The organism is Citrobacter sp. 172116965, assembly GCF_013458095.1.
In the GTDB taxonomy this organism is placed as follows: Bacteria; Pseudomonadota; Gammaproteobacteria; order Enterobacterales; family Enterobacteriaceae; genus Citrobacter; species Citrobacter braakii.
The window spans coordinates 3,868,342-3,880,842 of record NZ_CP046673.1 but is presented as its reverse complement, the minus strand read 5'-3'; the positions used below and the strand labels follow the sequence as shown (position 1 = coordinate 3,880,842).

The 12,501-nt window shown below is 57.0% G+C and carries 19 protein-coding genes and 1 pseudogene; 18 read left to right on the top strand and 2 right to left on the bottom strand.

The window, feature by feature from the left end:
- The first annotated feature begins 36 nt into the window (after nt 1-36).
- On the top strand, nt 37-735 hold the full coding sequence (locus GPJ68_RS18825) for a DUF4145 domain-containing protein (protein WP_019077492.1): 699 nt from the start codon (nt 37-39) through the stop codon (nt 733-735).
- Between the two features lie 8 nt (nt 736-743).
- Here GPJ68_RS18825 and GPJ68_RS18820 read toward each other — a convergent pair whose 3' ends face one another.
- Nucleotides 744-1,784 carry a phage portal protein gene (locus tag GPJ68_RS18820; RefSeq protein WP_019077491.1) on the bottom strand — a complete coding sequence of 347 codons (1,041 nt, stop codon included), beginning with the start codon at nt 1,782-1,784 and terminating at the stop codon, nt 744-746.
- Nucleotides 1,784-3,550 (bottom strand): terminase ATPase subunit family protein, encoded by a 1,767-nt coding sequence (locus tag GPJ68_RS18815; protein ID WP_019077490.1) that lies wholly within the window; start codon nt 3,548-3,550, stop codon nt 1,784-1,786. The genes GPJ68_RS18820 and GPJ68_RS18815 overlap by 1 nt, the downstream gene beginning before the upstream one ends.
- Before the next feature lie 142 nt (nt 3,551-3,692).
- Between GPJ68_RS18815 and GPJ68_RS18810 the strand changes: the two genes are divergently transcribed.
- From GPJ68_RS18810 to GPJ68_RS18735, 17 genes and pseudogenes are all read left to right on the top strand, one after another.
- Complete coding sequence (locus GPJ68_RS18810; RefSeq protein WP_019077489.1) at nt 3,693-4,526, top strand: GPO family capsid scaffolding protein; 834 nt, start codon at nt 3,693-3,695, stop codon at nt 4,524-4,526.
- 16 nt (nt 4,527-4,542) lie between these two features.
- Entirely contained in the window at nt 4,543-5,610 is a 1,068-nt protein-coding gene (locus tag GPJ68_RS18805) for a phage major capsid protein, P2 family (protein WP_180836912.1), read from the top strand.
- 3 nt (nt 5,611-5,613) lie between these two features.
- Nucleotides 5,614-6,264 carry a terminase endonuclease subunit gene (locus tag GPJ68_RS18800; RefSeq protein ID WP_019077488.1) on the top strand — a complete coding sequence of 217 codons (651 nt, stop codon included), beginning with the start codon at nt 5,614-5,616 and terminating at the stop codon, nt 6,262-6,264.
- A gap of 93 nt (nt 6,265-6,357) precedes the next feature.
- Nucleotides 6,358-6,822, top strand: a complete 465-nt coding sequence (locus GPJ68_RS18795; RefSeq protein ID WP_019077487.1) for a head completion/stabilization protein — start codon at nt 6,358-6,360, stop codon at nt 6,820-6,822.
- A complete protein-coding gene (locus GPJ68_RS18790; RefSeq protein ID WP_000868184.1) occupies nt 6,822-7,025 on the top strand; it encodes a tail protein X in 204 nt (67 codons plus the stop codon). The genes GPJ68_RS18795 and GPJ68_RS18790 overlap by 1 nt, the downstream gene beginning before the upstream one ends.
- A gap of 3 nt (nt 7,026-7,028) precedes the next feature.
- Nucleotides 7,029-7,244, top strand: coding sequence for an HP1 family phage holin (locus tag GPJ68_RS18785; RefSeq protein ID WP_000171565.1), 216 nt, complete (start codon nt 7,029-7,031; stop codon nt 7,242-7,244).
- Complete coding sequence (locus GPJ68_RS18780) at nt 7,225-7,734, top strand: lysozyme (protein ID WP_019077486.1); 510 nt, start codon at nt 7,225-7,227, stop codon at nt 7,732-7,734. The genes GPJ68_RS18785 and GPJ68_RS18780 overlap by 20 nt, the downstream gene beginning before the upstream one ends.
- A gap of 4 nt (nt 7,735-7,738) precedes the next feature.
- Nucleotides 7,739-8,116, top strand: coding sequence for a DNZ54_00345 family protein (locus GPJ68_RS18775; protein ID WP_126287303.1), 378 nt, complete (start codon nt 7,739-7,741; stop codon nt 8,114-8,116).
- Nucleotides 8,113-8,541: an Rz-like lysis system protein LysB gene (lysB, locus tag GPJ68_RS25255; protein ID WP_029139631.1), complete on the top strand. Its 429-nt coding sequence runs from the start codon at nt 8,113-8,115 to the stop codon at nt 8,539-8,541. Before GPJ68_RS18775 ends, lysB begins: the two co-directional genes overlap by 4 nt.
- Entirely contained in the window at nt 8,426-8,674 is a 249-nt protein-coding gene (lysC, locus tag GPJ68_RS25005) for an Rz1-like lysis system protein LysC (RefSeq protein ID WP_223151184.1), read from the top strand. The genes lysB and lysC overlap by 116 nt, the downstream gene beginning before the upstream one ends.
- The gene (locus GPJ68_RS18765) at nt 8,637-9,068 is read left to right on the top strand and encodes a phage tail protein (RefSeq protein ID WP_001528539.1); all 432 of its coding nucleotides are present in this window, start codon (nt 8,637-8,639) and stop codon (nt 9,066-9,068) included. The genes lysC and GPJ68_RS18765 overlap by 38 nt, the downstream gene beginning before the upstream one ends.
- A complete protein-coding gene (locus GPJ68_RS18760; RefSeq protein ID WP_019077482.1) occupies nt 9,061-9,507 on the top strand; it encodes a phage virion morphogenesis protein in 447 nt (148 codons plus the stop codon). The genes GPJ68_RS18765 and GPJ68_RS18760 overlap by 8 nt, the downstream gene beginning before the upstream one ends.
- 68 nt (nt 9,508-9,575) lie before the next feature.
- Complete coding sequence (locus GPJ68_RS18755) at nt 9,576-10,154, top strand: phage baseplate assembly protein V (protein WP_019077481.1); 579 nt, start codon at nt 9,576-9,578, stop codon at nt 10,152-10,154.
- Nucleotides 10,151-10,510, top strand: coding sequence for a GPW/gp25 family protein (locus tag GPJ68_RS18750; RefSeq protein WP_016150803.1), 360 nt, complete (start codon nt 10,151-10,153; stop codon nt 10,508-10,510). The genes GPJ68_RS18755 and GPJ68_RS18750 overlap by 4 nt, the downstream gene beginning before the upstream one ends.
- Nucleotides 10,497-11,405, top strand: coding sequence for a baseplate assembly protein (locus GPJ68_RS18745; protein WP_180836910.1), 909 nt, complete (start codon nt 10,497-10,499; stop codon nt 11,403-11,405). Before GPJ68_RS18750 ends, GPJ68_RS18745 begins: the two co-directional genes overlap by 14 nt.
- Nucleotides 11,398-12,003: a phage tail protein I gene (locus GPJ68_RS18740; RefSeq protein WP_019077479.1), complete on the top strand. Its 606-nt coding sequence runs from the start codon at nt 11,398-11,400 to the stop codon at nt 12,001-12,003. Before GPJ68_RS18745 ends, GPJ68_RS18740 begins: the two co-directional genes overlap by 8 nt.
- A pseudogene (locus tag GPJ68_RS18735) lies at nt 12,000-12,461 on the top strand (phage tail protein); the annotation flags it as partial. The gene GPJ68_RS18740 and the pseudogene GPJ68_RS18735, both read left to right, overlap by 4 nt.
- Nucleotides 12,462-12,501 lie beyond the last annotated feature (40 nt).

Sequence of the window (12,501 nt, the reverse complement as noted above, 5' to 3'; positions counted from 1 at the left end):
GTAAGGCATAAGTTTCACCAGTAGGAGGGGGCTGACATGGTGACGTTAGTGGACGACTGTCCAAGGTGTGGTTCACAAAAAATTTCTTTTGATTTTAATGGATTGAATTGCACTAAAGTTTACACAAACCTAGGTGGAGCAAAAACGTACGAGTACGAGATTTACTGCGTTTGTCGAGAATGTCGTCAAACGACTATGTTTATGTGCTGGCCTTTGGAAAAAAATAAAACGTTAGATGGTTACAATTGGGGGAGTGGGCTTTTTGGGCTAAGGGAAGTTGTTGAAGTGGGCAGACCTGTTTCACCCGCTGACATAGCCGTAGATGAACCACCTGAATTTTTGCCTGAACACATAAACAACGCATATGAGGAAGGGGCAAAATGTCTGGCAATCGGCTGTTATAATGCAGCGGCAACCATGTTTAGACTTTGTCTTGATTACGCGACTAAAGGTCTTGTTCCTGAAGGTGAACAAGGGCCTGCACAGAAAATAAAAAGAAGCCTAGGGTTAAGAATGGAGTGGCTCTTTGATAATCACCTTTTACCTGAGTCTTTGAGAGAGCTGGCTGAGTGTGTCAAAGATGATGGAAATGATGGTGCCCATGAGGGGATTTTGGATAAGGCAGCCGCTGAGGATCTTGAAGATTTTACCTATCTTTTTTTAGAACGGCTTTATACTGAGCCTCAGCGCCTTATCGAAGCCCGGACAAGGCGTGAGCAAAGACGAAAAAAATAAGTTAAGAATTATTCCTCTTCAAGAATATAGGGCGTGAATTTAATCACTTTCTCGCCCAGCCAGTCGTTAAGTTCCTGCAGTCGCTTCTGCAGCGGTATTAGCTCGTTGCGGACAAAGACGCGGCTGGCCTTTTCTACATCGCCAAAGCCGCCGGTATTATTGGGGATGATGCCCATCATCTGCGGCGGCACGCGGTGCGCTGCCATCATGTCATCGCGGCTCACATTCTTGATGTTCAGAAATTCATCCTTAGCCGCTACTTCTGACAGTGGAATGATCTGGATGCCGTCTTTTTTACCGTTGGGCGAGTACATAAACAGGTTGCGGAAGTTGCCCGGCCCTTTGGCGCTTTTCATGGCCTGGCGGATATTGTTCACGTCTTCCTGATTCTGCGCCGCATCGGTCATGTACATGATGAACCCCGCATGACTGCCGTTAATGTAATACTTGCGACGGAACAGCGTGGCGGACTCGTTCAGCAGGGCGGAAGGGATGGCGGACAGATATTCCGGCAGGCCGTAAATCTCCTGGTTTAAATCCGGTTCCATCAGGTGAAAGATACTGCCTTTGGTGAATTCATAGGGTTGCGTGGTCATGCCATATTGCACAAACCAATAGGTATCAAGATCGATTCCGCGGCGGGTGTATTTCGCCAGCGACGGCTCCAGCGACAGAATACCGCCAAGGCGGTTGGTGCGTTTCTCCAGATAGGCGTTACCGAACACAAGGTAGTCCTGCACAAAGCGGCTGAACGCCTGCTGGCTCAGCAGCGGATGTGGGATAAAGGTGCTGGTCAGAATGTTGCGTTTGACGGCAATTGGCGAGCTGTGATGCACGGCGGCGCGATAAGTCCGTGCCAGCCCGTCAAAACTCACCGGTGGTTCATACCATCTGTCCATCTGTACGCATTCCACATAGTCCAGCAGTTCGCGGCGGTCCAGTACCGGGATCGGATCGCCAAAGCTGAACGCTTCGGCGTGAGTTGTATTCTTCTGCTGTTCGGCCTCCTGCACTGGCGCGGTGCTGCTCAGGGTGTCGTGTTCACTCATCAAAAAATCTCCACAATATTGCTGGTATTGGCGGATTCGCCCTGCAGCGGTTCGTTAAACAGTGCGTGCATCGTTGCCCATGCCAAATCTGCGTGACTGGCTTCTTCGCTGCGGCTGGCTTCATAGGTCGGACGGTTGCCGCTGGCGGTAGTGGCGCGGCGGATTGCCATAAAGGACTGCGCAATGTCAGTATGCCCGGCGTCGAACTCCAGACGGCGGTGGCTGATAATGTCGTATGCCTTGAGCACTAGGGCGTTTTTGACGTTGGGGTTGTAGACAAACTCCCGCACGGCAGGGAAGAACGCTTTCACGTTCTCATAAACGCCGTGACCTACACCCGTTGAGTCGATGCCGATGTAAGTCACGTTGTACTGCTGGGTAAGCTGCTTGATGGCGTCTGCTTGGGCGCGGAAGTCCATCCCGCGCCACTGGTGGCGCTCCAGAATGCGGAACTTGCCGCCCGGGACCGTTGGCGGGGCCATAACCACGCACCCGGCGCTGTCACCGTTCTGTGTACCTTTCGCCGGGTCGTAACCGATCCAGACTTCCCGCCAGCCAAACGGGCGAAGCGCCAGCGCCTGAAAATCGGTCCAGACTTCCCAGCTATCCACCATGCACGCCTGCAGCTCGCTGAGCGGGAATACTGACGCCAGATCGTCAATAAATTCGCACATCAGAAGGTTCTGGTATTCGTCCGGGCTGTACTCCATGCGCAGCTGGTCGAGGTCGAACAGGTTACAGCCGCCGCGCACCGCATCTTCCACGGTGACGATCTGGCGGTACTGTCCGTCAGGGCAGAGCAGGCCGCGCGCAAGGTTGCTGTGGGTCAGGTCAATATCCACCTTGTCCGCTTTGGCGCGGCCCCGGTTAAACAGCGCACCGGACCAGAACGGATACGCACTGTGGGTCAGGCTGGACGGCGTGGAAAAGTAGGTTTGTCGCCATTTCTTGTGAATGGCCATCCCGGAGGCAACCTTGCGCAGCTCCTGGAATTTCGGTATCCAGAAATATTCATCCAGGTACAGGTTGCCGTGGTAGCTCTGCGCCGTACGGGCGTTGGTGCCGAGGAAGTACAATGCAGCGCCATTGGGTAGCACCATGGGATCGCCTTTCAGCTCCACCTCAACTTCTTTGGCAAAGTCGATGATGTACTGCTTAAACACGTGCGCCTGTGCCTTACTGGCAGAAAGGAAAATCTGGTTGCGTCCGGTCAGCAGGGCGTCAATCAATGCTTCACGGGCAAAATAAAACGTGGCGCCAATCTGGCGCGACTTGAGCAGATTACGGATGCGGTTTGTTTTTCCTGCTTCAAACCAGTGACGCTGATAGTCGAACATAGAGGCGTGGAAGACTTCTTCCAGCTTTTCGATCTGTTCGTCGGTGAAAACGTTCTTTTCCGGCTGTCTGCGTGGGCCTTTGTTTCGGTTGGCTACTTTCGGGTTTAAATCAGCTTCGTTCCCGCCATCGTTAAATTTTCCGATCCGGGCATGGCGCTCTGACTGGCGCGCCAGCAGGTCAATTTCCTTGAAGTCTTTCCCTTCTTTCTGCTCCTTCATGATGAGCTGGCAGTAACGTGCGGCGGTGGTGAGCTGCATTTGATCCAGCGGCCCATAGTCGCCCCACTTGTCGCGTTTTTTCCAGCTGTGAACGGTTGCAACTTTTTCGCCCAGCATTTCAGCAATGCGGGCTACGCGGTATCCCTGAAAGTACAGCAGCATGGCCTGCCGACGGGGATCGAGGTCTGCGGGGGTCAGTGTCGTGTTCATGGCCCAAACATACGGCCTTGTATGGCGGCTTTCCCCGGCTGCGTTTTGTGTGGTTTACCGTACAAATACAGCGCGTTGTCTCACTCCCCCCATCACCGCAAACATAAGGCTCCAGTAAGTTATTTCTAACGGAGCATGGCTCATGACAGTGAAAGCAAAGCGTTTCCGTATCGGGGTGGAAGGTGCCACCACTGACGGGCGCGAGATCCAGCGTGAATGGCTGGTACAGATGGCTGCCAGCTACAACCCGACGGTCTATACCGCGCTGATTAACCTTGAGCACATCAAGTCTTATCTGCCGGAGAGCACGTTTAACCGCTATGGCAGGGTGACGGGGCTGGTTGCAGAAGAAATCCAGGACGGCCCGCTGGCGGGCAAGATGGCACTTTATGCCGATATCGAACCCACTGACGCCCTGGTGGAACTGGTGAAAAAAGGCCAGAAGCTTTTCACCTCCATGGAGGTCAGCACGAAGTTTGCCGACACCGGCAAAGCCTACCTTGTGGGGCTGGGTGCGACAGACGATCCTGCGAGCCTTGGCACCGAAATGCTGGCTTTCAGCGCCAGCGCCGCACATAACCCGCTGGCAAACCGTAAGCAGAACCCTGAAAACCTGTTTTCGGAAGCGGTTGAAACGCTGATCGAACTTGAAGAAGCCCAGGACGAAAAGCCGTCCCTCTTTGCCCGCGTCACCGCGCTGTTCACCAAAAAAGAGCAGACCGACGATGCGCGTTTCTCAGACGTGCATAAAGCCGTGGAACTTGTCGCCACCGAGCAGCAGAACCTGAGCGAGCGCACTGATAAATCCCTGGCTGAAAACGGTGAACGCCTTTCCGCGCTGGAGTCCTCCCTGCAGGAACAGCAGGCCGCCTTTGCCGAGTTACAGCAGCAGCTGAGCCGTGAAGACAGCCGCAAGGATTACCGCCAGCGCGCGCCGGGCGGTGACGCACCGGCAGGCACCCTGACCAATTGCTGATGGAGCATAAAACCCGATGAAAAAGAAAACCCGCTTTGCCTTTAACGCTTACCTGCAGCAACTGGCGCGCCTGAACGGTGTGGAGGTTGAAGAACTGTCCAGCAAGTTTACCGTGGAGCCGTCCGTGCAGCAGACGCTGGAAGACCAGATCCAGCAGTCCGCCGCTTTCCTGACGCTGATTAACATCACGCCGGTCACTGAGCAGTCCGGTCAGTTGCTGGGGCTGGGCGTTGGCAGCACCATTGCCGGAACCACCGATACCACCACCAAAGAGCGCGAGCCTACCGATCCGACGCTGATGGAAGACGTGGAATACAAATGCGAGCAGACCAACTTTGATACGGTGCTGACCTACGCAAAACTGGACCTGTGGGCGAAATTCCAGGACTTCCAGGTGCGTATTCGCAACGCCATCGTCAAGCGTCAGGCGCTGGACCGCATCATGATCGGCTTTAACGGCGTGAAGCGCGCCAAAACCTCCAACCGTGCTGAAAACCCGCTGCTGCAGGACGTCAATAAAGGCTGGCTGCAGAAAATCCGCGAAGATGCGCCGGATCACGTCATGGGCAGCAAAACCGCAGAAGACGGCACCACTACTGCAGAACCGGTAAAAGTCGGTCCGGGTGGTAAGTATGTAAATCTTGACGCGGTGGTGATGGATACCGTCAACGAGCTGATCGATGTGGAGTATCAGGATGATGACGAGCTGGTTGTTGTCTGCGGACGTGAACTGCTGTCTGACAAGTATTTCCCGCTGGTCAACAAAGAGCAGGACAACAGCGAGAAAATCGCCGCCGATCTGATCATCAGCCAGAAACGCATGGGCGGCCTGCAGGCTGTGCGCGCGCCTTTCTTCCCGGCAAATGCCCTGCTGATCACCCGTCTGGATAACCTGTCCATCTACTGGCAGGAAGACACCCGCCGCCGTTCAGTTATCGACAACCCGAAACGCGACCGGATTGAAAACTTTGAATCCGTCAACGAGGCGTATGTGGTCGAGGACTACCGCTGCGCGGCACTGGTGGAAAACATCGAAATCGGTGATTTCATCCCGCCTGCAGCAGAAACAGGAAACGGAGAGTAACGCATGAGCCTGAGTCCCGCACGGCAGCACCGCCTGCGCATTCAGGCCGAACAGGCCGCCCGTGAGGGCGGCAGTGTTCGCCATGCGTCGGGTTATGACCTGATGCTGCTGCAACTGGCAGAAGATCGCCGCAGGCTTAAAGGCATCCAGTCCACGGTGAAAAAGGCGGAAATCAAGGTGGAGCTGCTGCCGAAATATTCTGCCTGGGCAGAGGGCGTGCTGGCTGCCGGAGGCGCGCAGCAGGATGACGTGCTGATGTACGTGATGTTGTGGCGTATCGACGCCGGTGATTATGCCGGTGCGCTGGAAATCGGGCGTCATGCGCTGCGCCATGGCTGGGTGATGCCGCTGGGCAACCGTAACGTGCAGACCGTGCTGGCAGAAGAAATGGCAGACGCGGCGCAAAGCGCTCTGCTTGCTGCTGTCGGTTTTGATGCCGATCTGCTTCTGCAGACGCTGGACCTGACAACCGATCTGGATATGCCGGACCAGTCGCGGGCGCGCCTGCATAAAGCCATCGGCGCTGTACTGAGCGAAAGCAACCCGGCGTCTGCCCTGAATCACCTTACCCATGCGCTGCAGCTTGATCCCCGCTGCGGTGTGAAAAAAGAAAAGCAGCAGCTGGAGCGCAGACTGCGCAATGACAGCCGCTAAAGAACGTGCCCCGCGCACGGGCGGCACGGGATGGCGAAAGGCACTGCCACATCAAAATTCCGTCCACCGCCCACTTATTCAGGAGAAAGCCGCATGAAGTTTGTTGCGCCCGAACAGGCACCGGAACAGGCGGAGGTCATCAAAAATACGCCGTTCTGGCCTGATGTGGACCTGTCGGAATTTCGCAGTGTGATGCGAACTGACGGCACGGTGACGCAGCCGCGTTTAAAGCAGGTTGTGCTGACGGCTATTTCTGAGGTTAACGCTGAGCTGTACGACTTCCGCAACCGCCAGCAGTTGCTGGGCTACCGGGCACTGGCTGAGGTTCCGGCGGACATACTGGACGGCAAAAGCGAGCGTATCCAGCACTACCACAACGCCGTTTTTTGCTGGGCGCGTGCTGTGCTCAATGAGCGTTATCAGGACTATGACGCCACGGCGTCAGGCGTGAAGCGAGGGGAGGAGCTGGCGGAGGCCAGCGGCGATCTGTGGCGTGATGCCCGCTGGGCTATCAGCCGGGTGCAGGATGCGCCGCACTGTACGGTGGAGCTTATCTGATGAAAGTGCGTGCGCATCAGTATGACACGGTGGACGCGCTTTGCTGGCGTCATTACGGGCGCACGCAGGGGGTCACTGAGCAGGTTCTGCAGGCAAATCCGGGGCTGGCTGAGTACGGCCCATTTTTACCGCACGGGCTGCAGGTGGAGCTGCCGGACATTACGGCGTCAACCACGGCGCAGACCGTCCAGCTATGGGACTGAATTATGACGCTTGAACGAATCAGCGCCTTTATCACTTACTGCATCGCCGTGCTGCTGGCATGGCTGGGCGATCTGTCGCTCAAGGATGCGTCAACGGTTGGCGGCGTACTGATTGGTGTGCTGATGCTGGCTATCAACTGGTACTACAAACACCAGTCTTTCAAATTGTTACGTGGCGGCAAAATTTCGCGGGGGGAATATGAATCCTTCAATCGTTAAGCGCTGCCTTGTCGGGGCGGTGCTGGCTATCGCCGCCACGCTGCCCGGTTTCCAGTCGCTTCATACCTCCGTCGAGGGGCTGAAACTGATTGCCGATTACGAGGGATGCCGCCTGCAGCCTTATCAGTGCAGTGCGGGCGTGTGGACTGACGGGATCGGCAATACTTCCGGTGTGGTGCCGGGGAAAACCATCACGGAGCGGCAGGCGGCGCAGGGACTTATCACCAACGTGCTGCGCGTGGAGCGGGCGCTGGAAAAATGTGTGGTGCAGCCGGTGCCGCAAAAGGTCTATGACGCGGTGGTGTCGTTTGCTTTCAACGTGGGCACCGGCAACGCCTGCAGCTCCACGCTGGTTAAGTTGCTGAACCAGCGGCGCTGGGCGGATGCCTGCCATCAACTGCCGCGCTGGGTATATGTCAAAGGTGTGTTTAATCAGGGGCTGGACAACCGCCGCGCGCGGGAAATGGCCTGGTGCTTAAAAGGAGCATAACGGAATGAAAAAGAAAGTCATGAGCGTTTTTTTCCAGCTGGCATGGGCTGCGCTGTTGGTTATCAGCCTGCTGTATCCGCGCAGCGGTGCGCCGGTTCTGGTTGGTGCGTCTGTCTGGGTGTCATGCTTCCTCGCCTGGCTGCTTGCTGCGCTGTGCGCTGTCGGGTGGTTCGCCGGAGATCGGGTGCGCGATGAGGTCAGGGCGGCATTGCTGAAATTCAGGGCGCACCCCGTAAAACCCGTGCGTACATGGGTAATCAGGCTGCTTATTGTTCTGTGCCTGGCGTTTTCTGGATGGGTGATCACCCTAGTGTTTTACCTGCTGACGTTGGTTTTGTATCAGATTGCCCGCGCGCAGCTTCATGAGCCGATGGCGGCCTGATGCGTGCACTGGCGGTAGTGCTGGCGCTGGTACTTGCGGCGCTGGGCTGGCAGTCATGGCGGCTTAACAATGCCAGCCACACCATCGAAACGCTGGGCGCGGCGCTGAAAAGCAAAACGCAGGAGCTGACGAAGAAAAACAGCCAGCTGATCGGCCTGTCCATTCTGACCGAAACCAACAGCCGGGAGCAGGCGCGGCTTTATGCGGCAGCGGAACAGACCACCGCACTTCTGCGCAGCCGCCAGCACCGGATCGAGGAACTGAAACGTGAAAATGAGGATTTGCGCCGCTGGGCTGATACTCCTTTGCCTGCTGACATTATCCGGCTGCGGGAGCGTCCGGCCCTCGCCGGAGGTGCAGCTTACCGTGAGTGGCTGTCCCAGAGTGACGCAGTGCCGTCTGGAAAGGTCAGCGCCGCGCAGTAACGGCGATCTGAACGCGGTGCTGGATGAAACCGAGGCCGCCTGGGCGGTCTGTGCTGACAAAGTGGACACGATTATTGCGTGTCAGGAGCGAGACAGTGAACAAACCGCAGTCCTTACGCAGCGCCCTGAATAAAGCGGTTGCTTATGTCCGCGACAACCCGGACAAGCTGCACCTTTTCGTTGATAACGGCTCACTGGTGGCAACCGGTGCCAGTTCCATGTCATGGGAATACCGCTACACCCTGAACGTGGTGATCGAGGATTTCAGCGGCGACCAGAATCTGCTGATGGCTCCTGTGCTGCTGTGGCTAAGTGACAACCAGCCGGATGCTATCAATAACCCGGAGCTGCGCGAAAAACTGTTCACCTTTGAAGTGGATATTCTGCGCAACGATGTGTGCGATATCAGCCTGAACCTGCAACTGACGGAGCGCGTGCTGGTCAGCACTAACGGCAGCGTGTCAAGCGTTGAAGCGGTGCCGGAGCCGGACGAACCCGAAGAAATGTGGACGGTGAAACGTGGATGAACTGCAGAGGGTGGATGACTGGCTGACGGCGCTACTGGCGAATCTGGAGCCTGCCGCGCGCAGCCGTATGATGCGGCAACTGGCGCAACAGCTGCGCCGGACGCAGCAGCAGAACATCAGGCTGCAGCGTAATCCTGACGGCAGCGGCTATGAGCCGCGCCGGGTGACTGCCCGCAGCAAGAAGGGACGCATCAAACGCCAGATGTTTGCAAAGCTTCGCACCACAAAATACCTGAAAACCACCACCAGAGCGGACTCCGCCAGCGTGCAGTTTGATGGCAAGGTGCAGCGCATTGCCCGTGTTCACCATTACGGCCTGCGGGATCGCGTCAGCCGAAAAGGCCCGGAGGTCCGCTACGCAGAGCGCCGCCTGCTGGGCGTGAATGAAGAAGTGGAAACCGTCACCCGTGACACCCTGCTGCGCTGGCTGGCGGGGTGATCTTTGTGCCACCGCTGGTACAAGCGCCCGCGCTGCCTCCCTTTTCCCTCTGATGGCAACCTTTCGTTATGAATACACAACTGACCGAAATTATGCGCCTTATCACCAATCTGATCCGCACCGGCACCGTGACCGAAGTGGACCGGAAAAACTGGCTGTGCCGGGTAAAGGTGGGCGAGCTTGAAACCAACTGGATTAACTGGCTGACGCTGCGCGCCGGTGGTGCCCGTACATGGTGGTGTCCGTCGCCGGATGAGCAGGTGGTGGTGCTGAGCATGGGCGGCAATCTGGAAACCGCTTTTGTGCTGCCCGCTATCTACTCCAATCAGTTTCCGCCACCGTCGGATTCCGTGGACGGCTGCGTGACGGAGTACCCGGACGGGGGATGGTTTGAGTATGAACCCGCCACCGGACGGTGGCATGTCAGGGGCATCAAATCCATGGTGATCGAGGCATCAGACAGTGTCACCTACAAAACCGGTGAGTTTGTGGTGGAGGCTGACACCACGCGCATTAACAGCGAGGTGGTGATCAATGGCGGCGTCACCCAGGGCGGCGGCGCAATGAGTTCTAACGGGATCGTAGTTGATGACCATGAGCATACTGGCGTTCTGAAAGGCGGCGACAACACAGGGGGACCGGTATGACGTTGTATATCGGTATGAGCAGGAATGACGGGCAGGCCATTGCAGATACAGACCATCTGCGCCAGTCGGTGCGGGATATTCTGCTGACTCCGCAGGGCAGCCGTCTTGCCCGTCGGGAATATGGCTCCCTGCTGTCTGCCCTGATTGACCAGCCGCAGAACCCGGCGCTGCGCCTGCAGATTATGTCTGCGGTCTATGTGGCGCTGAACCGCTGGGAACCGCGCCTTACGCTGGATTCCATCACTATCAACGGTAATTTTGACGGCTCTATGGTGGTTGAACTTACCGGACACGGCAATAACGGCGCGCCAGTTTCCCTTTCCGTATCAACAGGAGCAGACAATGGCAGTCATTGATCTTTCCCAACTACCGCCGCCGCAGATTGTGGATGTGCCGGACTTTGAGGCATTGCTGGCAGAACGCAAGGCCGCCTTTGTGGCCCTTCATCCGGCTGATGAACAGGAGGCCGTTATGCGCACGTTAGCGCTGGAGTCAGAACCTGTCACCAAACTGCTGCAGGAAAATACTTACCGCGAAATCCTGCTGCGCCAGCGTATTAATGAGGCTGCGCAGGCGGTCATGGTGGCCTATTCCATGGGAAATGACCTTGAGCAACTGGCAGGTAACTGCAACGTTAAGCGCCTGACAGTAGTCCCTGCCGATAATGACGCGGTGCCGCCGGTCGCCGCGGTGATGGAAAGTGATGAAGCATTACGCCAGCGTATTCCTGCAGCATTTGAGGGGCTGTCCGTTGCAGGGCCGACGGGAGCCTATGAGTTCCACGCCAGAAGCGCCGACGGGCGCGTGGCTGATGCCAGCGCAACCAGTCCTGCACCGGCAGAGGTGGTGCTTACCGTACTGAGTCGCGAGGGTGACGGTACAGCAGGGGCTGACCTGCTGGCAGTGGTTGAGCAGGCGCTTAACAGTGAAAAGGTTCGCCCGGTGGCAGACCGCCTGACGGTGCGCAGCGCAGAAATTATTCCGTACAGCGTGGACGCAACGATCTTCCTGTATCCGGGGCCGGAGGCTGAGCCGGTGATGGCAGAAGCAAAAGCCAGTCTGCAGAAATACATCGCCAGTCAGACGCGACTGGGACGTGATATCCGCCGCAGTGCCATTTATGCCGCGTTGCACGTGGAGGGCGTCCAGCGTGTGGAGCTGGCGTCCCCGCTGGATGATGTGGTGCTGGATAAGACGCAGGCAGCATCCTGTACCGAATGGAGCGTTACCAACGGGGGCACGGATGAATAGTCTGCTGCCGCCGGGTTCGTCGCCGCTTGAGCGTCGACTGGCGCAGACCTGCAGTGGGATTTCCGATCTGCAGGTATCGCTGCGTGATTTGTGGAACCCGGCAACCTGCCCGATCAGATTCCTGCCTTATCTGGCCTGGGCGTTTTCTGTTGACCGCTGGGATGAGGGCTGGACAGAAAGCGTCAAGCGCCGCGTTGTGCAGGACGCGTTTTATATCCATCAGCACAAGGGGACAACCAGCGCCGTGCGGCGCGTGGTGGAGCCGTTCGGCTTCCTGATCCGCATCATTGAGTGGTGGCAGACCGGTGAAACGCCGGGGACGTTCCGTCTGGATATTGGCGTGCAGGACCAGGGGATAACAGAAGAAACCTATCTGGAGCTGGAGCGCCTGATCGGTGACGCCAAACCATGCAGCCGTCATCTGGTTGGCATGTCCATCAACCTGCAGACAGGCGGTCCGTATTTTGTGGGTGCAGCCACCTACACCGGCGAAGAAATCACGATCTACCCGTACATCAACGAAACCATTATTTCCGGCGGCACCGCCTATGAGGGCGGAGCGGTCCATGTTATTGACACGATGAGAGTGAACCCATGAGCGCAAAATTTTACACCCTGCTGACGGATATCGGCGCGGCGAAACTGGCTAGCGCCGCCGCGCTCGGTATCCCGCTTAAAATTACCCATATGGCGGTGGGTGACGGTGGTGGAGCACTGCCCACTCCCAGCGCACAACAGACCGCGTTAGTGGCTGAAAAGCGCCGCGCAGCACTGAATATGCTGTATATCGATCCGCAGAACAGCAGCCAGATTATTGCTGAGCAGGTGATCCCTGAAACTGAGGGCGGGTGGTGGATTCGTGAGGTTGGATTGTTCGATGAAACCGGCGCGCTGATTGCTGTGGGAAATTGCCCTGAAAGCTATAAGCCGCAGCTTGTTGAGGGCAGCGGACGCACACAGACCGTGCGCATGGTGCTGATTACCAGTAGCACCGATAACATCACGCTGAAAATCGATCCATCTGTCGTGCTGGCAACGCGTGGCTATGTCGATAACCTCATTGAAACCCGGCAGCAGAAAAGCGATACCCTGACCG